This is a genomic window from uncultured Maribacter sp. (assembly GCF_947500405.1).
In the GTDB taxonomy this organism is placed as follows: Bacteria; Bacteroidota; Bacteroidia; order Flavobacteriales; family Flavobacteriaceae; genus Maribacter_B.
Map to the genome: position 1 here is coordinate 14,844 of NZ_CANMRY010000008.1, position 20,123 is coordinate 34,966.

Sequence of the window (20,123 nt, forward strand, 5' to 3'; positions counted from 1 at the left end):
TTTTAAAACCCTTTTTTATATTCTTCAATAATACTATGTGCTGCATTTACAGGCGATACTTTTGAATCTAAAATATCTTTCTCTAGTTGCTTTATTTTTTTGGTAACTACATCAGAGCCATAAAATAATTGTTTTAATTCTTCATTAATGGTATTATACATCCACTGTATTTGCTGCCTTTTTCTATTATTTACAAAATAGCCGTTACCCTTTACTAACTTTTTAAATTCCATTATTTTATCCCAAACCGTGCCTATACCTATATTTTGTATAGAAGAAGCTGTACTAACTATTGGGCTCCATCCAGAATTTGGCATTGGAAAAATATGCAATGCATTCTGGTATTGTCTTTTTGCAATTTTACTTAAGGCAACATTATCTCCATCGGCTTTATTTATAACTACCATATTTGCCATTTCCATAATGCCTTTCTTTATTCCTTGTAACTCATCTCCTGCACCAGCCAACATTAACAAAAGAAAAAAATCGGTCATTCCATGTACCGCAATTTCCGATTGCCCTACTCCTACTGTTTCAATTAAAATAACATTATAACCAGCTGCCTCGCAAAGCAACATGGTTTCTCCTGTTTTATTAGCTACACCTCCCAAAGTATCTCCAGAAGCAGATGGCCTTATATAAGCTTCTTTTAAATTGGCTAGTTCTTCCATTCTTGTTTTATCGCCAAGAATACTGCCTCTAGAACGTTGACTACTAGGGTCTATAGATAATATGGCAACTTTATTTCCCTCGGCAACTAAATGCTTTCCAAAGGCTTCTATAAAAGTACTTTTCCCAACTCCAGGAACCCCTGTAACACCAATACGAATAGAATTTCCAGACTTAGGCAAAATAGCTTGTATAATTTCTTTAGCAATTGCTTTATCACTCTTTAAATTACTCTCTATTATGGTAATTGCTCTAGATAAAATAACGCGATCACCTACTAAAACTCCTTCAATATATGCAGCTGCAGTTAACCTATTTTTTAGTCTGTAATTATTCATACTATCCTTTCTAAATATAAAAATAAGCAATAACAATTGGTTATAATAATACATAAGAAAGAGATAAGAACACATGTAATACTAATTTGCTATATTGTTATGCTACTATTATGGTACTTAACTCTATATTTTTACTATTAATTTATTACTTTTAAAACAGATATAAACCATACTTTAATTTACGTAATATGAAAACCAAAATCCTTTTTTTATTTACTCTAGTCCTTTCTATAAGTTTTATAACTAATGCTCAAAAGAAAGAGAAAAACTGGGAATTTTTACTAGACAAAGATTTGAGTAAATGGGATGTTTTTATAGGTGTACCACATACTACGGTTAATTTAGATGGTTATGAAAAAGGAGATGGTATGCACGGTACTCCTGTAGGTTTAAACAAAGACCCTTTACATGTTTTCACTGTTACTAAAACAAAAAAAGAGATGCCCGTACTTAATGTTTCTGGGGAAATATATGGAGGATTAAGTACTAAAAAAGAATACGAAAATTACCATTTAGTATTTTACATAAAATGGGGTACTAAACAATGGGAACCACGTTTAAAGGACAAAAGAGATAGTGGCGTTTTATACCATGCGCAAGAACCTCATGGGCAATTCTGGAATGTTTGGATGAAAGCTCCAGAAATGCAAGTACAAGAAACAGATTCTGGCGATTTTTTCCCTATAGCTGGTGTTAGTATGAAAGTTAAAGCTACTAAGCGCGAGGAAAATGGCAAAGAGTTTTGGTTTTATGACCCTAAGGGAGAATTAAAAACTTTTAAAACAGGAGCTAATAGTCGTTGCAGAAGAATAGAAGATTTTGAAAAGCCTCATGGAGAGTGGAATAAATTAGAATTAATTTGCTTAGGAGATAAAGCATACCATATTGTGAATGGAAAAGTAGTAATGGCTTTAGAAAATTCTTTAGAATATGATAAAGAAGGAAATGCTACTCCCCTAACGAAAGGAAAAATTCAATTTCAGTCAGAAGCAGCAGAAGTATATTATAAAAACATAAAAATTAGAAGTATTAAGAAACTTCCTAAGAAAATAGCAGCGCAACTATAAGCTTTATTTAAAAAGAGGAGTAACCTTACTCCTCTTTATTTACCCCTTATTTTCTATTACCTTTACACCTAATATTAATTGTGCATAGGCCTTTGGAAAACGTTTTACTTATTACTCCTCCTTTTACCCAACTTAATACGCCCTACCCTGCAACGGCTTATTTAAAAGGGTTTTTAAACACTAAAAACATCTCTAGTTATCAGTCTGATTTAGGAATAGAAGTCATCCTTAAACTCTTTTCAAAAGAATATTTACAATTAGTTTTTAATACTGCTCAAGAGAATAATACTATAGTTTCTGATAACGTAAAGCGCATATATGCTTTAAAAACATCTTATATTAAAAACATTGACGATGTAATTCTATTTCTACAAGGGAAAAATCAAACTTTTGCAAGGCAAGTATGTACACAAGGGTTTCTTCCTAGAGCATCAAGATTTCAACAACTAGACGATTTAGATTGGGCCTTTGGTTCCATGGGGTTACAAGACAAAGCAAAACATTTATGTACTTTGTTTTTAGAAGATTTATCGGATTTTATTGTAGAATGTATAGATTCTAATTTTGGGTTTAGCAGATATGCAGAACGCCTAGGCCGTAGTGCTAACGACTTTGATGAAATTTATGATGAGTTACAACAATATATAACTTTTATTGATAGTATTACTTTAGACCTGCTGGAAGATTTATTACAAAAAACAAACCCAAAATTAGTATGCTTTTCTGTTCCTTTTCCTGGTAATTTGTATAGTGCCTTTCGTTGTGCTCAATATATAAAAACACATTTTCCAGATATAAAAATTGCTATGGGTGGTGGTTTTCCCAATACCGAGTTAAGACAACTTACCGATGTTCGCGTGTTTGAGTTCTTTGATTATATAACTCTAGATGATGGCGAATTACCTATTGAGTTACTTTTTGAAAATTTAAAAAATACGGACACTATTAAAAGAGAATACAAACGTACATTTCTATTAGAAAACAATACGGTTATATATAAAAACGATACCAAACAACAAGACTATAAACAAAACCAATTAGGTACTCCAGACTATTCTAATTTATTACTAGACCAATATATTTCTGTTATAGAAATTGCAAACCCAATGCATAGCCTTTGGAGCGATGGCAGATGGAACAAACTTACCATGGCGCATGGCTGTTATTGGGGAAAATGTACTTTTTGCGATATTTCATTAGATTATATAAAACTATACGAACCCATTACAGCTACTATTTTAGTAGACCGTATGGAAGAAATTATAGCGCAAACCGGAGAAACTGGTTTTCATTTTGTAGATGAAGCAGCACCGCCCTCTTTAATGAAAAGTCTTGCGTTAGAAATACTAAAAAGAGAACTTACCATTACCTGGTGGACAAACATACGTTTTGAAAAAAACTTTACTAAAGATTTATGTTTGTTATTACAAGCGTCTGGTTGTATTGCTGTTTCTGGCGGACTAGAAGTAGCATCGGACCGGTTATTACAATTAATTGATAAAGGGGTAACCGTAGAACAAGTGGCACAAGTAACCTGCAACTTTACCGAAGCAAATATTATGGTGCATTCCTATTTAATGTATGGCTACCCAACCCAAAGCCTTCAAGAAACTATAGACAGTCTAGAAATGGTACGTCAGCTTTTTGAAATTGGAGTTTTACAATCTGGTTTTTGGCACCAATTTGCATTAACAGCACATAGCCCTGTTGGCATAAATCCAAAAGATTATGCAATTACACCAAAATATAAAAAAATTACATTTGCTAATAATGATATAGATTTTACGGATCAAACTGGTATAGACCATTCTAAATTTAGCTACGGATTAAAGAAATCTTTATTTAATTATATGCACGGGGTTAGTTTTGAATTACCACTACAAGATTGGTTTAATTTTAAAATTCCAAACACTACAATACTTCCTGATTTTATTTATAATTGTCTAGAAAATGAGCTGCCAATTATACCTAAACCGCAGCACAAGATTTGTTGGTTAGGAAGCTCGCCTACGATAGAATACAGCTCTAAAACAAAAAGAGGGCAAACTTGGGAACTGGCAACTTTAGGTTTTCATAATCACGAGGAATCTTTTTCTATAACCCTACCTAAACCAGAAGGAGAATGGCTTTCTACACAGTTACCTTGTTTAAAACCTAACACCAACAAACCCGTAACTTTTAAAGAGTTAAAAACTAATTATGAAACTTCATTTACAAATTTTGAGCTATTCTGGGCTTCTAAACCAATAAAAAAGTTACGCAACCAGGGATTGTTATTAGTATAGTTTTAATTAAAAAAGGTATTATTCCCTAATACTACAGCTTTTGTTCCTGTTAATGGTATTGCTCCATTCTTACCATCATCAATATAACTAGCTGTTAAAACTAGCATATTTTCTGGCATCCTATTTTCTACTTTATAAATTCTTTAGATGTTAAAGACTGTTTTTTACGCTATTATTAGTTAAGGATAAAATATACATCTAACAAAGCTACTACTTATTTAAGCTCTTTGGTAACTTCTTTATACAAAAATATTCCGTCTTTACGTTGTGCAATTATAACGTCGTTATTAGAAATAATTCTCATCTCAATAGGCTCAAAAAACTTCTTAAAATTAAAGTTACTTTAGAAAACGATTTATCTCTGATGGAATTTTACTGGTTGCTTTAGTATAATCTAAAACTTCATTATCTCCTATAGCATATTGTATACCTCCTAAAACGTGTTTTAAAAACAGTTCTTCTTTAAAACTTTCGTTGGTATGACCGCCTGCTGTATAAAAAGCTCTACCACCATCATAATCATGGTACCAAGCCATTGGATGATTTTCTCCGTTTATTCCTCCTTCATACGTGCTTTCATCTACAGTAAGAATAACATTAATATCAGGATTAATTTTTCTATAATTATATAACTCATCTTTTCTATGCCATATAGAATCTTTAAAAAAACTTGTTGCTATAAAATTTGGGTCTTTTATTATAAAATCTGCTTCTAGTGTTCCTTTTGGGTGACTGTGAAAATAAGCTCCTGCTAATTTGTTATACCAACCCCAATCGTACTCTGTATCTGTTGCAGCATGTATCCCTACATACCCGCCACCAGCTTGTATATACCTTTCAAAAACAGCTTCTTGATAATGATTTAAAACGTTCCCCGTTGTACTTAAAAATATAACAGATGCATATTGTTTTAAGTTTTCTTCTGTAAAAAATTCTGCATTTTTTGTAGTATCTACTTCAAAACCATTTTCTAATCCTAATTTTTCTATAGCCGCAATCCCTGCTGGTATAGAAGCATGCTTAAACCCCATTGTTTTAGAAAAAACCAGAATTTTTGGTGCTCCTTCTCTTTTCTTAGAACAGGAAGTTACTAAGAGCCCTAAAATCATAAAAATGATAACTACATTTTTTTTCATATCTTAATAATTTATTAAATCACTCAAAATAAACCTAAAAATTTAAACATTGCGTATAAAAAGTTACATTTTCGTGCTTTTTTACAAAAAACTACTACAACTTCGAAAAAATTATGTCCGAGAAAATAGTTCTTTATTTTAAAAATGATACAGAATGGCGTACTTGGCTACATGTAAATTATACAAGAACAGAAGGCGTTTATTTAATTTTTTATAAAGTAGACCACGCTATGGAAAGTATGCGCTGGGAAGAAGCTGTAAAAGTGGCTTTATGTTATGGTTGGATAGACAGTACCGTAAAGAGTCTTGGTAATGGTAAAAGACAGCAATATTTTTCGCCTAGAAAACAAAAAAGTGTTTGGAGTAAACTCAATAAAACCTATATAAAATTGCTTATAAAAAATAAGTTGATGCATGATAGTGGTTTAGTAAAAATTAAACAAGCAAAGAAAGATGGATCCTGGAATGTACTAGATAATGTGGAAAACGGGATTATCCCTAAAGATTTACGCATTGCCTTTAACCAAAATGAAATTGCTTTTAAAAACTACACCGCTTTTAGTAAAAGTTATAGAAAAAACTATCTATACTGGTTACACCAAGCAAAAAGAGAAACTACTAGACTTAAAAGAATATCTGAAATTATTAATCTTTGTGAGAACAATATAAAATCTAGAGAAAATAGATAATTATTTTTTCAATTTTATCTTAGAGAATACCTGTTCTCTTATTGTTAGGTGTACAAATAATATGTATTTTTATAGTCAAAATACAGTACATGAAAAAAATAGCTCTTATTACATTAAGTTTATTGGTATTTGTAGGATTTAGCTGCAAAGATGTTAAGAAAGAAAAAGAACAAACTGAAGAAGCCCAAGTAGAACAGTATAGCTTAGTAGAAGATTCTACTAAAGTTAGTTTTATAGCCTACAAAACCACAGAAAAAAAACCTGTAGGTGGTAAATTCACTACTATTAACATAACTAATGCTACTACTGGAAAAACAGCTTTAGAAGCTTTAAACGGAACAAAATTTAGTATTCCTGTAAGCAGTTTATTTACTAATGATGCTACAAGAACAAGAGACCCGAAATTATTAGAGTTCTTTTTTGGAGTAATGAAAAACACAGAACTTATTTCTGGTGAATTTAAAGCTGCAGCAGACAATACTTGCTCTATAGATGTTACCTTAAATGGCGAAACTGCAAATATTCCTTTAACCTATGAGAATACTGGCAATGCTTATACTTTTAAAGGAGTTATGAATTTAGAAAACTGGAATGCATTAGATGCTGTTGCCTCAATAAACAAAGCTTGTGAAGCTTTACATACAGGAGCAGATGGTGTTAGCAAAACTTGGAACGATGTTGCTGTACAAGCGCAAGTTCTTTTAGAAAAAAAATAAATAAAGTATTTATCCTATAAACAAAAGGCTGCTTTACTAAAGTAGCCTTTTGTTGTAATTAGAAACTATGCATAAGTTAATTGCCGCAAAAAAAAGTATTGTTACTGTATTTATAGCTTTAGCGGCAATTTCGGCCTTTTTACTTGGCAACCTAAAGTTTACATTCGATTTTGACCAATTTTTTCCAATCGGAGATCCCGATTTATTATTCTATCAAGAATTTATGGAAGAATTTGGTACCGATGACAATTTTTTACTAATTGCCGTTGAGAATGATTCCACAGTATTTAAAAAAGAGTTCTTAGAGCGCTTTCATCAATTTTCATTAGACGCAGAAAAGTTTAGCTATACAAAAAACAGTTCTTCTTTAACCACTATGTTTTACCCATTAAAAACTTCTTTTGGGTATACAAAACTGCCCGTAATACATATTAAGGATAGTACAAAATATGCTAAAGATTGGGATAAAATAAAAAAAGAAAGCATTTTTACCAATAGTCTTATAGATACCAAAGGCACATCTTTAGTAGTTGCAATAGAAACCGAAGACAATTTAGATTATGACAACTGCCTATTATTTTTAAAAGAAGTTCGTGCATCTCTAAAAAACAACCATATAGAAGAATATCATTTTTTAGGAAGAGCTTATTTTTATGAGGCCTTTGTGGCCATGCAAAAAAGAGAGTTATTAGTAACAAGTGCTCTTTCTGCTTTATTGGTTTTATTAGTTTTATTAGTTATTTACAGAAAAATAGCAGTGGTTGCTCTTGCTTTTTCTTCTATTGTAATGGCACTACTTTTATTCTTAGGCGTATTATCTATATTAGGAAAAGAATTAAATACACTTTCCTCCTTCTACCCTATTTTACTTTTAATTGTAGGCTCTGCAGATGTTATTCATATAATGGATAGTTATCTAGAGAAACTAAACCTAAATATGGATAAGAATAGTGCAATAATAAGCACTTTAAAAGAAGTTGGCCTTACCACCTTATTAACCTCCGTAACTACCGCCATTGGTTTTTTATCACTTGTAACCTCTAAACTAATGCCTATTAAAGATTTTGGTTTAAACTCTGCTATTGGGGTAATGGTAGCTTATGTAACCGTTATATTTTTTACAAGTGCATTACTGTTACTTATTAATAAAAAACACCTTTTATCTAAAAAGAATTCTATAGAAAAATGGGACTCTTACCTACAACGAATTAATGTATTTACTCGTAAAAAACCAAAAACTATACTATATAGCGCAGCTCTATTTGGTATCTTATGTTTTTGGGGGGTATCTATGATAAACACTAATTATGAGTTTCAGGCTAGTTTTCCTAAGAATAGTAAACTTGCCGATGATTTTTCTTTTTACCAAGAAAAATACTCTGGCTTTAGACCATTAGAAGTTGCAATAATTGCCAAAGGAGAAAATAAGATAACAGACTTTAAAGTGCTTCAAGAAATAGATAAAATGGAAGCACAACTAAACTCCTTTAAAGATATTGGAGAAGTAACCTCCGTAAACCTCTTATTTAAAGGCATTAACAAAGCTCACAATTTAAATAAAAAAGAGTTTTTTACACTCCCAAAAGACAGTAAAACCTATTTATCTTATAAGAAAGACATTAAAAAAATTGCTCGTAAACAGCTTAAAAAGTTTGTAAATGAGAATGAAACAAAAGGGCGTATTTCTGCAAAAGTATTAGATATTGGCACCGATAGCCTTATTAGAGTATATGGCAGTTTAAATAACTTTATTGCCACAAAAACAGACACCTCTCTAGTAAAATTTAGACTTACAGGAAAAGGAATGTTGTTAGACAAAAACTCTGTCTACATAAGAAACAGTCTGCTCCAAGGTCTTGGTATTGGACTATTACTTGTTGGTATTATAATGGTTATTTTATTTAAAGACATAAAATTGCTACTAATTTCTTTAATCCCTAATATTTTACCCTTACTTTTTGCAGGTGCATTACTAGGTTTTTTAGAAATACCTTTAGAAGCAACTATATCTATCATTTTTGCAATTGTATTTGGTATTGCCGTAGATGATACTATACACTTTCTAGGGCGCTATAAACTATGCAGGCACAACGGGCTTAATAAGGAAAAAGCAATCGAAAAAACTTTTAAAGAAACTGGTAGAGCTTTAATAATAACTACTGTATTACTATTTTTTGGCTTTATGGTTTTAGTTTTTTCTGTGCACTTACCAAGTATTACCATAGGGCTTCTTTTAAGTGCAACACTACTAACAGCATTAATTTTAGATTTATTACTATTACCAGTTCTAATTAGAAAATGGATTAAGAATTAAATCGCATTAGATTTAACAATAATAAAATATACTTCACAATCTATTGCATTAAATTTAAAAGCTAGATTAATTATAAGAAAAGTCTTATGAAATATAGTAATTTGGCTTTTTATTTCAATAAAAACGAATGAACCCATCTTCAGTTGGCTGGATAGACAAGTATTTTCATCTTATTAAAGATGATGCAATGCCGTTTACTACATTTAGAGATTTGTATGGCGTTCTTAAAAAAACAGGATTTGTATATGGCATTAACATTCGCATACCTAGAAAAATAGAGGCCGAACATAAGCTTACCGAGGATGAGTGCGCTAAAATTAACCTCCTAAATGCCCTCTATTACACTTATGTATTAGAAAAAAGAAGCACTGATACAGCACTATTTATTACAACCATTAATGCGTTTTATAAAGATTTAGAGATAAATCATGTTTCTTTCTGGGATAAGTTTTTAAACACCAATAAGGAGTCTACTAAACTAGAAAAAATAATAGACTCTAGGGTTTATATAGATGATAATGTTATTAGTAAAACATTTAATAGTATTATTACCAACTCTTTCTTATATATTGATGTATTAACTTTTAAAAGGTATTTAACCAATACAGATAGCATAAGAATTTATGCTCAGAACATAGAATATGTAGCAATAAATATTATTTACCACGCTTTAAATTCTAAAGAGAAAAACAAATCTGATGAAAAATTAGCCTCACTATTTAAAAACTCTTTGACATTTATTGATGGTGAACAACACAATTTTGATGGCTCTTACAGAGACCAAATTCTAAATAATTTTATAGAATGGGAAAATAGATATTATTTAGAAATGGCTTGCCTTACCGTTTGGGAAGATAAATCTTTAGAGTATAAAGAATCTATTTTTATTTACGGAATTGGTAAAGACTTAGGTTTTACTGACAAACAAATTTCTAGGTCTATAGAAGAAATCACCTCTTTTTTTGATAAAAATGCAAGTACAATTCCTTTCTTAAAAGACAATAATTTAGCAGTACAATTTTATGATAGCATGTCTAAAATTGTAAATAAATTAATTATTAGAAATAGTAAAAGGCTCCAAAAAGAGCTTTCTGAAAGCAAAGAATTAGTTGCTTTATTATCTAAATCTACTATTAAAGATTTAAGTCCGGAAGAGAAGAAAAAGGTACAAAATCAGCTATTAGATATTTGTAAAAGTGTTCCTTCTTTAGCCATTTTTATGCTTCCAGGAGGAGCGGTTTTATTGCCTATTTTTATCAAATTAATTCCCAAATTATTACCTTCTTCTTTTGATGAAAACAGAGTAGAATAACATTGCTTTTTTGCTTTAAAAGACCTTTTTTTACCTGCCAATATTTTACAAAAAAAGAAAGGTTTATAAATTTATTATCAACAGTAAACTGATTTATTTGCCTTTTAAAAAGCATAAAAAAAGGGCTTAAAAATCTTTGTTTTTTATAAGGTAATTAATTGTATATTTAAACTTCTTAAAAAAGACGTTTTTTTACCTCAAAACAGTAAAAAAAGGCACTATAAGAAAAAACTATAGTTATTGTTAAAGATCACACTTCCAGAATATTAACAAAAATTACTCTAACCAAAGCTTAAAGTCTTTTACTTTTTCTCTACTCACTATAATTTCTTGCTCATTATAGTGATTTACCTTTATTTGCAACCTAGAATTTGTATAAGAAACAATATCTTTTATATGATTTATGTTCACATAAAATTTTCTACTAACTCTAAAAAACGTTTTTGGTTCTAGCTCGTTTTCCAAATTTTCTAAGGTAATATCTAAGAGGTAATTTCTACCGTCTAAAGTTGCGGCATAGGTTCCTTTATTTTCGCTATAAAAACACTCTACCTCATCCGCATTTATAATCTTTAAATGCTGCCCTACTCTAGCGGTAAATCTTTTTTTATATTCACGCTCTAATGGGTTTACCAAAAGCTTTTTAATATCCTCAAAATCTAAAGCTAATTTTTCTGGTTCTGGTTTTAGGTTTCTATATTTTTTTACTGCAACCTCTAACTCTTCATCATCAATTGGTTTTAATAAATAATCTATGCTATTTAATTTAAATGCTTGTAATGCATATTCATCATAAGCCGTTGTAAAAATTATAGCACTCTTAATTTCTATAGTTTCAAAAATTTCAAAAGACAATCCGTCCGATAATTGAATATCTAAAAAAATTAAGTCGGGATGTTCATTCTCATTAAACCATAAAATGGATTCTTCTACAGAATGTAACATGGTAGAAACCTCTACACCTAATTCACTTAACAACCTAGATAATCTTCTTGCTGCAGGTTTTTCGTCTTCTATTATAATTACATTCATAATGTTCTAATTATATTTTTCAAAAGAATCTTCTTCTTTCATTATTTTTTTAATTCTGCGCTCTTCCCACTTTCTTGGAGATTTATTTTTAAAAACAAATAACCATATCCCTCTTATAAATAAAATAATAGCAATGATTACAGGTGTACTCCATAAAGTCCAATTTACCCATTTTAAAATATGCTCATTATCTAAACCTCTATCAATAAACAATTGCAAAATACTATCATTCAAGAAAAATAAAAGAGTTGAAAAAATTAATAAACGTACTATAGAAAGGTAAAACTTTCGTTCGGTTTTAACCCTATCCATAGCTTTCTCATACTTTTCTTCTTTTATACTTCTATGCGCCATTAGTTATATTTTTCTAGCTTCTCTCCTTCATCTTTCATGAACTTCTTAATCTGGCGTTCTTCCCACTTTCTAAAAGACCAAGGAAGCAAAGTTCTTATTCCTAATCCTTGCAAAACAATAATTAACCACCAAACTATTGGAATTAACCTATAAATCCACCCAACAAACTCTGGAGCTCCATAATCTTGCATTTTAAAAGAAAACCATAGCATAACAAAACTACCTACAGTAGATAAAGCTATAAAATAATACCAATTTTTAAGATTCTTGACTTTCTTTCTTGCTCTATTAATTTTAGTATTTTCCATTACTTATATTTTGCAATTTTATTTTCTTCGTCTTCTAATATTTTTTTTAACTGACGTTCTTCCCAATTTTTAAAGAACCCTGGGAGTTTATTAAAAATAATTAATCCCTTAAATAGTATAATAAGTGCCCAAATAACTGGCCCAATCATTACTAACCAACTCCATTTTTCTGGCGTTCCAATGTTTATTAAATAAACTCTAAACCAAGACAAACAAATAGTTCCTAGTATTGCAAATACAATAAGTATATACCAATGCTTAACTGCCTTTACCTTCTTCTTAGCTAATTGTAATTTTTGATTTTCCATTATCTAAATTTTTCGGATTCCCGTCTATCTTCTTCCATAAATTTCTGAATCTGTTTTTCTTCCCAATCTCTTCCAAATAAAGGATTTAAAGAAAATATTTTAATAGTATGAAAAAACAAACCTATTCCCCAGAAAGCCCAAATAGCAAATGTGTTAAAATCAAAAAATGCTTCACTAAAGGTTTCTCCATTATTTATATTGCCAATAATCTTTGCAACAGAGATAAAGGTATTTACCGCTATATAAGCCGCTAAATGCCCGTAATATCCTTTTAAATCGGCTACTCGTTTTTTAGCTTTACGTAGTTTTTCTCTTTGACTTCCCTCTTTTATCTCCATAAGTCATTTTTTTTATCTTCATTCATGTATTCTTTGATCTTGCGCTCTTCCCAACTAGTGCTGAAAAAAGTACCATATCCAAAAACCTTAATAGCCTTAAAAACCAGTCCAATACCCCAACCAAAAGCAGCCCATAAAAACCAGGCGTATTGCCATTTATTTGTCCAATAATTAATGGCTCCTAAAAAAAGAATAAATACAACATAAGATATTAGACTTGTATAAAATTTTCTTTGCGCATCTACTTTTTCCTTAGCTCTTAAATATTTACTTTCTGTTTCTAAATTTTTCATAAGGTTGGTTTTTTTTATATTGGAGTAATTATTTTTAAATATTAAATATTTAAGAACTACCCTTCTTTACTCATATATTCTTTTAATCTTTTCTCTTCCCAATTTTTACCTAAAAAAGGGGTATAACCAAACACTTGCATTCCGTGTAAAACAACTCCTAAACCCCATCCCATTGCCAGAAAAATAACCCAAACAAAACCTGTTGTTGCGTAGTTAAGTATTGCTAACATTAGTATTGTTATGCAGTACGCAGTTAGGTTAGAATAAAAAACCTTTCTCCGCTTGTACTTTCTCTTTTGCTCTTAAATATCTAGTTTCTTTACTTAAAGTATCCATAATTTTGTTTTATTATTTTTTACTTCAAATTTCCTGTAAAACTTTTCTATTTCTAAATATGAATTTCCGAATTGTTATCTTTTATGGATGAATTGTAAAAAAGGTTATTCCTTATCCTCCATATACTCTCTTAACTTACGTTCTTCCCAATTTTTTCCCCAAAGTGGATTGTAACCAAATGCCTCCATGCCATGAACAACAATACCAAACCCCCATCCTAAAGTTGGGAAAATTATCCAAGGGAAACTAGTTGTATTATAATTTAAAATTGCAAGCATCGGTATAATTATACAATACGCTATTAAGTTTCCATAAAAACCTTTTATTGCCTCTACCCGCTCTTTTGCTTTTTGATATCTTTTATCCTCTATATAAGACTCTTGCTCTTCCATTACCGTTACCTTTTTAGTAAGCATAGGTAATTGTACACTGAAAACCGAAGCGGCTTTATCTATTACAACTCTTCTGTCTGTTAAAATACCATAGCGTTCTTGAATATTAACCAGCCCAACTCCACTACTTTTTTTAACCACTCTTTTTTCTTGAATATTGTTGGATACGCAAAGATTTCCTTCTTCTTCAAAAACTCTTATAGACAATGGTTTATCTGCTGTAACTACATTGTGCTTTACTGCATTTTCTAGCAGTAATTGTAAAGACAAAGGCACAATTTTAGCTTCGGAATCTGAACAACTATCTGGTATATCTAAAATTATACTATCCTCGAACCTCATTTTTAATAATTTAATGTAGGTTTTAGCAAAATTTAATTCTTCATCTACAGACACTAAATCTTTGTTCTTCTGTTCTAGCACATATCTATAGACTTTAGAAAGTGACGTTGTAAACTTTTGTGCTTGGTATGGATCTTCTTCTATTAAGCTTGTTAAGACGTTTAAACTATTAAACAGAAAATGCGGGTCTAACTGGTTTTTTAAAGCATCAAATTTTGCGGAAGCCGTTCCAGCAATTATTTTTTGTTCTTTTACTTTATTTTCTTGCCTATTCTTATAATACCAAATAGCATAAAAAACCAATGAAATAACTATAGAAATTAACATAGACATTCTATACTCTTCTATATGCTGTCTTCCAAAAAAGTTCCAAAAAGACAACTTATAAATGCCTACTTCTATAATTAAGTTAGAAACAAACACTCCCAATAAAGAAAATAAAACGTTTCCTAGAATAGCTATCAAAAATCTTTTTACCGTAAAAAGGTTATTTTCAAAAGCCTTAATATGGTATTCTACCCAATAGGCATTAGCAAAATAAAGCACCAAGGAAAAAATCATATTTTTCCAATACTCTCTCCAAGCCATTTCTACATTAAATTCTGGAGAAATGGAGCCCGTAATGTAATATACTGCAATAAAAACTATATATATTAAAGTTCCAATAAGTATAGCTCTTCCAAGGTGTTTTAAAAAATCTTGCATCTATTTTTCTTTATTTTCCACAGTCTTTAGCTATCATTTCTGCTCTGTCTTTTCCCCAATTAGGATGAAACTCTGACTCTGGCTTAAAGTTAGCAAAAAGTTCCAAAGCACGTTCTACTTCTTTACAGTAAGGCGCAGTATCTTGTCCAAAATATTTTGCAGACCCCATATCCCATTCTGCTTTAGAAAAAACAACTCTTGGATTATCTGGAGCAATCGCTAATGCTTTTTGGTATAAAGCAACTATTTCTGGAGACAATGTCATACCATAACTAGCGCCATCAAAAACAACATAGGCAGTGTGTATCATAGCTTGTTGTATTATAATTTCTGGATTATTTGGTGATATTGCTTTGGCAATATCTACAAACTCTTGTGCTTTTTCCAACTGCTTTACCAGCTTTTCTTTATCCTTTTCCCCAAAAGATGCTACTGTATTTACTTGTGCAGCGTAATAAGCCGGCAACCAGTTATCTATTTCTGCTGTAGAAATACGCTCAAAAAGATTAGAAGCTTCGATAATTTTACCTTCTCCCCAAAATCCAAAAGCTTTTTGCATTCCTGTTTTATACTGGTCTTGTGCAAAAGTTAGTGCCGAAATAAATACTACTAAAATTGTAATTAATTTTTTCATGATTGTTCGTTTTTTAATTGTTGATTTTTATTAATTATAAATTGATGATTTGCTTCACTGTATTCTCTTTTACTTCAAATTTGGCATCTTCCCATTTTGGAGGACCAAACATAGCAGGGGCGTTATTAGAACTACCTGTATCTTCTGAAGGGATTCCTAAAAAATTAGTCTTTAATTTTCCATCCTTATCTTCATCATGAAAAACCGATATAGCATATATTCCTTCTGGAATGTCTATAAAAGTTGCTATACTCTTTCCTTCCAAAATTTTGGCAACTGCTCCTTTGTATTTTTTTTTAAGCCACAACTCTTCTGAATTATACAACCCAACAAGTACTTGGCCGTTAGAATTATCAATATCTTGTATCTCTACCTCTATTGTAGTAAGTTTCTCTTGAGCAACAACTATTGCTGCCACTAATACGAAAATGATGGTAATAATTTTTTTCATGATGCATGTTTTTTTTGATTAACACTTCAAAGATGAAGCAATCCTACACCATAAATAAAAAAGAAAGACTGAACTGTTATATTACAGTACCCAATTGTATAACTTAAAGAATTACTAGAAACTTATAGCTTATGATATGCCTGTAGTATGTTTTCTATTTTTTGTTCTTCTTCTGGACTAATTACTTTATGCTCTGGATTAGCATTAAACCAATTAATAGTTTTTACAATACCTTCTGAGAAAGGAATAGTTGCTTTAAAACCAGGAACAAACATTTTTATTTTACTATTATCAAATAGCACACTTTCTGCTTTATCTGCTAACAAAGTTCCAGTAAAAGACGGCTCTACTTTACAAATAAAGTCCGAAGCTATATGAACAATATTAGCTTCTTTCCCTAATGCATTTGCTAAAATCTTATAAATCATATTCCAACTTAGTATTTCCTCAGAAGTTATATGAAAAGCATGCCCTATAGCTGGCATTAAACCCAAAAGACCAACAAAACCTTTTGCAAAATCACTGGCATGAGTTACTGTCCAGATAGATGTACCGTCACCATGTACAATAATTTCTTTCCCTTTTAAAATTCTATCCACAGTATTATAATATCTAAAACCTCCTATAGCAATAGGAAATACTGTATCATAGGTTAAAGAAGGGCGTACTATAGTCATAGGAAAGCCTTCTTCTCTGTATGCTTTTTGTAAACGGTATTCGCACAATATTTTATTCTGAGAATATTCCCACAAACTGTTAGAAAGTGGTGTAGATTCTGTTATTACAGGGCAACTTAAAGGGGTTTGGTAACAAGATGCAGAGCTAATAAAAATATACTGTTTTGTTTTTCCTTTAAAAAGAGCTATGTCTCTTTCTATGTCTTCTGGAATAAAGGCTATCCAATTTACAACAACATCCCATTCGTGTTTTTGCAATTCTAATAATTCTTCCGGTTTATTTATATCTCCAATAATAGATTTTACTCCCGTAATGTCTACTTTAGATTTTCCTCTATTTAAAACATATAAATCTATTCCTCTGCTTATAGTTAGTTTACTAGATTCTTTACTAATATTCCCTGTACCCCCTATAAACAAAACTTTCATACCCTAACTCCTTTATTTTTACTATTTTACTTTTCTAAAATTACATAGGAACTGCATAAGATTGTTTTATAACTCCTATAACAAAAGTACTATGCGCACTTCCTATATTCTCTATATCTCCCAAGCTATTAATAACAAAATCCTGATAATGTTTCATATCCTTTACCATTATCTTTAATTTAAAGTCATAATCGCCAGAAATATTATAACACTCCGTTACCTCTTTTAACGCAACAATATCTTCCACAAATTTATTACCAATTGCCTTGGTATGCTGCTTTAGTGTAATATTACAAAAAACAATGAGTTCTCTATTTAATTTATCGGCATTTAATAAAGCAACATATTGCTTTATATATCCTTCTTTTTCTAATTTCTTAACACGTTCATACACTGGCGTAGGAGACAAATTTACCAAAGCTGCTAGCTCTTTTGTGGTAATATTAGAATTTTCTTGAAGGTGTTTTAACAATTGAATATCGGTTACATCTAAATTTTCCATAGATAAATTTTCTTTGGGGGTTAATATTCCATCAGAATAATAAAAATTACATCTTCAAATATACTACTTAATAGTTAAATAATCTTATTTAAAAATAAATTATAAGATAAATAATCTTTACATATAGATTTGTATAGAATTTATATCTATACATAATGAAAACTACAAATTTAGGATACCCAAGAATAGGAAGTAAAAGAGAGTTAAAAAAGTCTTTAGAAAATTACTGGTCTGGTAAATCTTCTTTAGGTTCTCTCTTATTAACTACAAAAAACATTAGACAACAAAATTGGCTTTTACAAAAAGAAAAAGGGATAGACATTATTCCTTCTAACGACTTTTCTCTGTATGATCAAGTATTAGACCTTAGCTTTACTTTAGGTTGCATTCCAGAAAGGTATTTTGCCATTAAAAACAACCCAAACTTTGCTAAACAGGATCTTTATTTTGCAATGGCAAGAGGGCATCAAAAAAATACTATTGATGTTACTGCTTTAGAAATGACAAAATGGTTTGATACAAATTACCATTACTTAGTACCTGAGTTTACAAAAAACCAAACTTTTTTTGTTTATGATTCTAAAATAGTAGACGAATACAAAGAAGCCTTAGAAGTAGGTATAAAAACAAAGCCTGTTATTCTTAGCCCTGTATCTTTTCTGCTTTCTGGTAAAGAAAAAGAAGATGGTTTTCATAGGATAAATTTACTAGAGAAGTTACTTCCTGTTTATGAAACTATTATACAAGAATTGGTAAATTTAGGAGTAGAATACATACAGTTTGATGAGCCTTTCTTAGCTACAAATTTATCTAAAAAAGAACAAGAAGCGATACAAAACACATATCAAAGATTTTCAAATATATTTCCTAACTTAAAAATAGTTATTGCCAATTATTTTGATTGTTATGGCGATAATCTAGAAACTGCACTTTCTTTACCTGTACATACCTTACAAATAGATTTGGTACGTTGCCCCCTGCAACTTGATGACATTTTGCAATCTGGAAAACTACAAGAAAAAACGCACTTATCTTTAGGAGTTGTAGATGGCAGAAATATTTGGAAAAATAATTTTGACACCTCTTTAAATCTTATTCAAAAAGCAATAGATGCTATTGGTAAGGAACGTATTCTTATTTCTCCTTCCTGTTCCCTACTCCACTCCCCATGCGATTTAGATTTAGAAACAAATTCAAAAAATCTAAGCAAAGAGGTAAAACAATGGCTAGCATTTGCAAAACAAAAACTAGAAGAAGTTACCATATTAAAACAGTTAGCAAATCAAGAAAATTTAGAAATAAGTTTAGTAAAACTACATGAAAACACTAAAATACATGAGTTTAAAAAAACCACTTCTTTAATTCATAATCCTAATGTAAAAGAGCGTGTAAAAGCACTTACAGAAAAAGACTCGCAAAGAAAAAATCCTTTTTCTGTTCGTCAAAAAATTCAGAAAACCGCATTAAACTTACCTTTATTCCCTACAACTACCATTGGGTCTTTTCCGCAAACAAAAGAGGTTCGTAGTTGGAGAGCAAAGCATAAAAAAGGATCTATTGATGCTAAAGAATATCAAAATTTACTAGAAAAAGAAACTAAAGAAACCATACAATTCCAAGAAGAAGCAGGTTTAGATGTTCTAGTGCATGGCGAGTTTGAACGTAATGATATGGTGGAGTATTTTGGAGAACAACTAAATGGTTTTGCTTTTACACAATTTGGCTGGGTACAAAGTTATGGTAGCCGTTATGTAAAACCCCCTATTATTTATGGCGATGTTTCTAGAGAAAACCCAATGACAGTAAAATGGTCTTCTTATGCACAATCTTTAACCAAAAAGCCATTAAAAGGGATGCTTACAGGCCCAGTTACTATTCTACAATGGTCTTTTGTTCGTAATGACCAAACTCGTTCCAAAACGGCTACACAAATTGCATTAGCTATTAGAGATGAAGTGGTAGACTTAGAAAAAGCTGGCTTACAAATTATACAGATAGATGAACCTGCTATAAGAGAGGGGTTACCGTTACGAAAAGAAGATTGGAAAACGTATTTAAACTGGGCAATAAAAGCCTTTAGAATATCTGCTAGTGGCGTAAAAAACGAAACCCAAATACATACACACATGTGTTATTCTGAGTTTAATGATATTATAGCCGATATTGCAGATATGGATGCCGATGTAATTACCATTGAATGCTCTAGATCACAAATGGAACTTTTAGACGTTTTTGCCGCTTTTAAATATCCTAATGAAATTGGTCCTGGAGTGTATGATATTCATTCCCCTAGAGTACCAGAAAGAGAAGAAATGGTTTCTTTAATAAAAAAAGCTTCCAAATACATTCCTGTAGAGCAATTATGGATTAATCCAGATTGTGGTTTAAAAACAAGACATTGGGAAGAAACTAAAAAGGCATTAATAGAAATGGTTACTGCAGCACAAGAATGCAGAGAAAGTATTTCTGTTTTAGCTTAATACAATCAAGTTTTTT

General features: G+C 30.7%; 20 protein-coding genes and 1 pseudogene. 7 read left to right on the forward strand and 14 right to left on the reverse strand.

Features of this window, described 5'->3' with window-relative positions; all coding sequences use genetic code 11:
* Positions 1-2: 2 nt before the first annotated feature.
* Positions 3-1,007: a methylmalonyl Co-A mutase-associated GTPase MeaB gene (gene meaB / locus Q0945_RS11690; protein WP_299434738.1), complete on the reverse strand. Its 1,005-nt coding sequence runs from the start codon at positions 1,005-1,007 to the stop codon at positions 3-5.
* A gap of 188 nt (positions 1,008-1,195) precedes the next feature.
* Between meaB and Q0945_RS11695 the strand changes: the two genes are divergently transcribed.
* Complete coding sequence (locus Q0945_RS11695) at positions 1,196-2,074, forward strand: DUF1080 domain-containing protein (protein ID WP_299434740.1); 879 nt, start codon at positions 1,196-1,198, stop codon at positions 2,072-2,074.
* 92 nt (positions 2,075-2,166) lie between these two features.
* Positions 2,167-4,359 (forward strand): radical SAM protein, encoded by a 2,193-nt coding sequence (locus Q0945_RS11700; RefSeq protein WP_299434742.1) that lies wholly within the window; start codon positions 2,167-2,169, stop codon positions 4,357-4,359.
* Positions 4,360-4,697: 338 nt separating this feature from the next.
* Here the strand turns inward: Q0945_RS11700 and Q0945_RS11705 are convergent, their stop codons facing one another.
* The gene (locus Q0945_RS11705) at positions 4,698-5,495 is read right to left on the reverse strand and encodes a ThuA domain-containing protein (RefSeq protein WP_299434744.1); all 798 of its coding nucleotides are present in this window, start codon (positions 5,493-5,495) and stop codon (positions 4,698-4,700) included.
* 113 nt (positions 5,496-5,608) lie between these two features.
* On the opposite strand from Q0945_RS11705, the gene Q0945_RS11710 reads away from it, so the two are divergent.
* The 4 genes from Q0945_RS11710 to Q0945_RS11725 all read left to right on the forward strand — a co-directional run bounded on the left by Q0945_RS11710 (position 5,609) and on the right by Q0945_RS11725 (position 10,526).
* Positions 5,609-6,184, forward strand: coding sequence for a YdeI/OmpD-associated family protein (locus Q0945_RS11710; protein ID WP_299434746.1), 576 nt, complete (start codon positions 5,609-5,611; stop codon positions 6,182-6,184).
* A gap of 89 nt (positions 6,185-6,273) precedes the next feature.
* Complete coding sequence (locus Q0945_RS11715) at positions 6,274-6,900, forward strand: YceI family protein (RefSeq protein ID WP_299434749.1); 627 nt, start codon at positions 6,274-6,276, stop codon at positions 6,898-6,900.
* A gap of 67 nt (positions 6,901-6,967) precedes the next feature.
* Positions 6,968-9,214, forward strand: coding sequence for an MMPL family transporter (locus tag Q0945_RS11720; RefSeq protein ID WP_299434751.1), 2,247 nt, complete (start codon positions 6,968-6,970; stop codon positions 9,212-9,214).
* 127 nt (positions 9,215-9,341) lie between these two features.
* Positions 9,342-10,526, forward strand: a complete 1,185-nt coding sequence (locus tag Q0945_RS11725) for an LETM1-related biofilm-associated protein (protein WP_299434753.1) — start codon at positions 9,342-9,344, stop codon at positions 10,524-10,526.
* 276 nt (positions 10,527-10,802) lie between these two features.
* Here the strand turns inward: Q0945_RS11725 and Q0945_RS11730 are convergent, their stop codons facing one another.
* The 12 genes and pseudogenes from Q0945_RS11730 to Q0945_RS11785 all read right to left on the reverse strand — a co-directional run bounded on the left by Q0945_RS11730 (position 10,803) and on the right by Q0945_RS11785 (position 17,627).
* The gene (locus Q0945_RS11730) at positions 10,803-11,558 is read right to left on the reverse strand and encodes a LytTR family DNA-binding domain-containing protein (RefSeq protein WP_299434755.1); all 756 of its coding nucleotides are present in this window, start codon (positions 11,556-11,558) and stop codon (positions 10,803-10,805) included.
* 6 nt (positions 11,559-11,564) lie between these two features.
* Positions 11,565-11,912 (reverse strand): 2TM domain-containing protein, encoded by a 348-nt coding sequence (locus tag Q0945_RS11735; protein ID WP_299434757.1) that lies wholly within the window; start codon positions 11,910-11,912, stop codon positions 11,565-11,567.
* Positions 11,912-12,220 (reverse strand): 2TM domain-containing protein, encoded by a 309-nt coding sequence (locus Q0945_RS11740; protein WP_299434759.1) that lies wholly within the window; start codon positions 12,218-12,220, stop codon positions 11,912-11,914. Before Q0945_RS11740 ends, Q0945_RS11735 begins: the two co-directional genes overlap by 1 nt.
* Positions 12,220-12,528, reverse strand: a complete 309-nt coding sequence (locus tag Q0945_RS11745; RefSeq protein ID WP_299434761.1) for a 2TM domain-containing protein — start codon at positions 12,526-12,528, stop codon at positions 12,220-12,222. Before Q0945_RS11745 ends, Q0945_RS11740 begins: the two co-directional genes overlap by 1 nt.
* Entirely contained in the window at positions 12,528-12,866 is a 339-nt protein-coding gene (locus Q0945_RS11750; protein ID WP_299434763.1) for a 2TM domain-containing protein, read from the reverse strand. Before Q0945_RS11750 ends, Q0945_RS11745 begins: the two co-directional genes overlap by 1 nt.
* Positions 12,857-13,159, reverse strand: a complete 303-nt coding sequence (locus Q0945_RS11755; protein ID WP_299434765.1) for a 2TM domain-containing protein — start codon at positions 13,157-13,159, stop codon at positions 12,857-12,859. The genes Q0945_RS11750 and Q0945_RS11755 overlap by 10 nt, the downstream gene beginning before the upstream one ends.
* Before the next feature lie 56 nt (positions 13,160-13,215).
* Positions 13,216-13,446 (reverse strand): annotated as a pseudogene (locus Q0945_RS11760) (2TM domain-containing protein); the annotation flags it as partial.
* A 153-nt stretch (positions 13,447-13,599) separates the two neighbouring features.
* Positions 13,600-14,934 (reverse strand): 2TM domain-containing protein, encoded by a 1,335-nt coding sequence (locus tag Q0945_RS11765; protein WP_299434767.1) that lies wholly within the window; start codon positions 14,932-14,934, stop codon positions 13,600-13,602.
* 10 nt (positions 14,935-14,944) lie between these two features.
* Complete coding sequence (locus Q0945_RS11770) at positions 14,945-15,568, reverse strand: hypothetical protein (RefSeq protein ID WP_299434769.1); 624 nt, start codon at positions 15,566-15,568, stop codon at positions 14,945-14,947.
* A 34-nt stretch (positions 15,569-15,602) separates the two neighbouring features.
* Entirely contained in the window at positions 15,603-16,019 is a 417-nt protein-coding gene (locus tag Q0945_RS11775; protein WP_299434771.1) for a DUF2141 domain-containing protein, read from the reverse strand.
* A 122-nt stretch (positions 16,020-16,141) separates the two neighbouring features.
* On the reverse strand, positions 16,142-17,125 hold the full coding sequence (locus Q0945_RS11780) for an NAD-dependent epimerase/dehydratase family protein (protein WP_299434773.1): 984 nt from the start codon (positions 17,123-17,125) through the stop codon (positions 16,142-16,144).
* Between the two features lie 40 nt (positions 17,126-17,165).
* Positions 17,166-17,627 carry an Lrp/AsnC family transcriptional regulator gene (locus tag Q0945_RS11785; RefSeq protein ID WP_299434775.1) on the reverse strand — a complete coding sequence of 154 codons (462 nt, stop codon included), beginning with the start codon at positions 17,625-17,627 and terminating at the stop codon, positions 17,166-17,168.
* Between the two features lie 155 nt (positions 17,628-17,782).
* On the opposite strand from Q0945_RS11785, the gene metE reads away from it, so the two are divergent.
* Complete coding sequence (gene metE / locus Q0945_RS11790) at positions 17,783-20,107, forward strand: 5-methyltetrahydropteroyltriglutamate--homocysteine S-methyltransferase (RefSeq protein WP_299434777.1); 2,325 nt, start codon at positions 17,783-17,785, stop codon at positions 20,105-20,107.
* Positions 20,108-20,123 lie beyond the last annotated feature (16 nt).

What these genes read in the sequence shown, in the direction of transcription:
- meaB (WP_299434738.1), bottom strand. Translation starts at nt 1,007, where the DNA reads ATGAATAATTACAGACTAAAAAATAGGTTAACTGCAGCTGCATATATT.
- Q0945_RS11695 (WP_299434740.1), top strand. Translation starts at nt 1,196, where the DNA reads ATGAAAACCAAAATCCTTTTTTTATTTACTCTAGTCCTTTCTATAAGT.
- Q0945_RS11705 (WP_299434744.1), bottom strand. Translation starts at nt 5,495, where the DNA reads ATGAAAAAAAATGTAGTTATCATTTTTATGATTTTAGGGCTCTTAGTA.
- Q0945_RS11710 (WP_299434746.1), top strand. Translation starts at nt 5,609, where the DNA reads ATGTCCGAGAAAATAGTTCTTTATTTTAAAAATGATACAGAATGGCGT.
- Q0945_RS11715 (WP_299434749.1), top strand. Translation starts at nt 6,274, where the DNA reads ATGAAAAAAATAGCTCTTATTACATTAAGTTTATTGGTATTTGTAGGA.
- Q0945_RS11720 (WP_299434751.1), top strand. Translation starts at nt 6,968, where the DNA reads ATGCATAAGTTAATTGCCGCAAAAAAAAGTATTGTTACTGTATTTATA.
- Q0945_RS11725 (WP_299434753.1), top strand. Translation starts at nt 9,342, where the DNA reads ATGAACCCATCTTCAGTTGGCTGGATAGACAAGTATTTTCATCTTATT.
- Q0945_RS11730 (WP_299434755.1), bottom strand. Translation starts at nt 11,558, where the DNA reads ATGAATGTAATTATAATAGAAGACGAAAAACCTGCAGCAAGAAGATTA.
- Q0945_RS11735 (WP_299434757.1), bottom strand. Translation starts at nt 11,912, where the DNA reads ATGGCGCATAGAAGTATAAAAGAAGAAAAGTATGAGAAAGCTATGGAT.
- Q0945_RS11740 (WP_299434759.1), bottom strand. Translation starts at nt 12,220, where the DNA reads ATGGAAAATACTAAAATTAATAGAGCAAGAAAGAAAGTCAAGAATCTT.
- Q0945_RS11745 (WP_299434761.1), bottom strand. Translation starts at nt 12,528, where the DNA reads ATGGAAAATCAAAAATTACAATTAGCTAAGAAGAAGGTAAAGGCAGTT.
- Q0945_RS11750 (WP_299434763.1), bottom strand. Translation starts at nt 12,866, where the DNA reads ATGGAGATAAAAGAGGGAAGTCAAAGAGAAAAACTACGTAAAGCTAAA.
- Q0945_RS11755 (WP_299434765.1), bottom strand. Translation starts at nt 13,159, where the DNA reads ATGAAAAATTTAGAAACAGAAAGTAAATATTTAAGAGCTAAGGAAAAA.
- Q0945_RS11765 (WP_299434767.1), bottom strand. Translation starts at nt 14,934, where the DNA reads ATGCAAGATTTTTTAAAACACCTTGGAAGAGCTATACTTATTGGAACT.
- Q0945_RS11770 (WP_299434769.1), bottom strand. Translation starts at nt 15,568, where the DNA reads ATGAAAAAATTAATTACAATTTTAGTAGTATTTATTTCGGCACTAACT.
- Q0945_RS11775 (WP_299434771.1), bottom strand. Translation starts at nt 16,019, where the DNA reads ATGAAAAAAATTATTACCATCATTTTCGTATTAGTGGCAGCAATAGTT.
- Q0945_RS11780 (WP_299434773.1), bottom strand. Translation starts at nt 17,125, where the DNA reads ATGAAAGTTTTGTTTATAGGGGGTACAGGGAATATTAGTAAAGAATCT.
- Q0945_RS11785 (WP_299434775.1), bottom strand. Translation starts at nt 17,627, where the DNA reads ATGGAAAATTTAGATGTAACCGATATTCAATTGTTAAAACACCTTCAA.
- metE (WP_299434777.1), top strand. Translation starts at nt 17,783, where the DNA reads ATGAAAACTACAAATTTAGGATACCCAAGAATAGGAAGTAAAAGAGAG.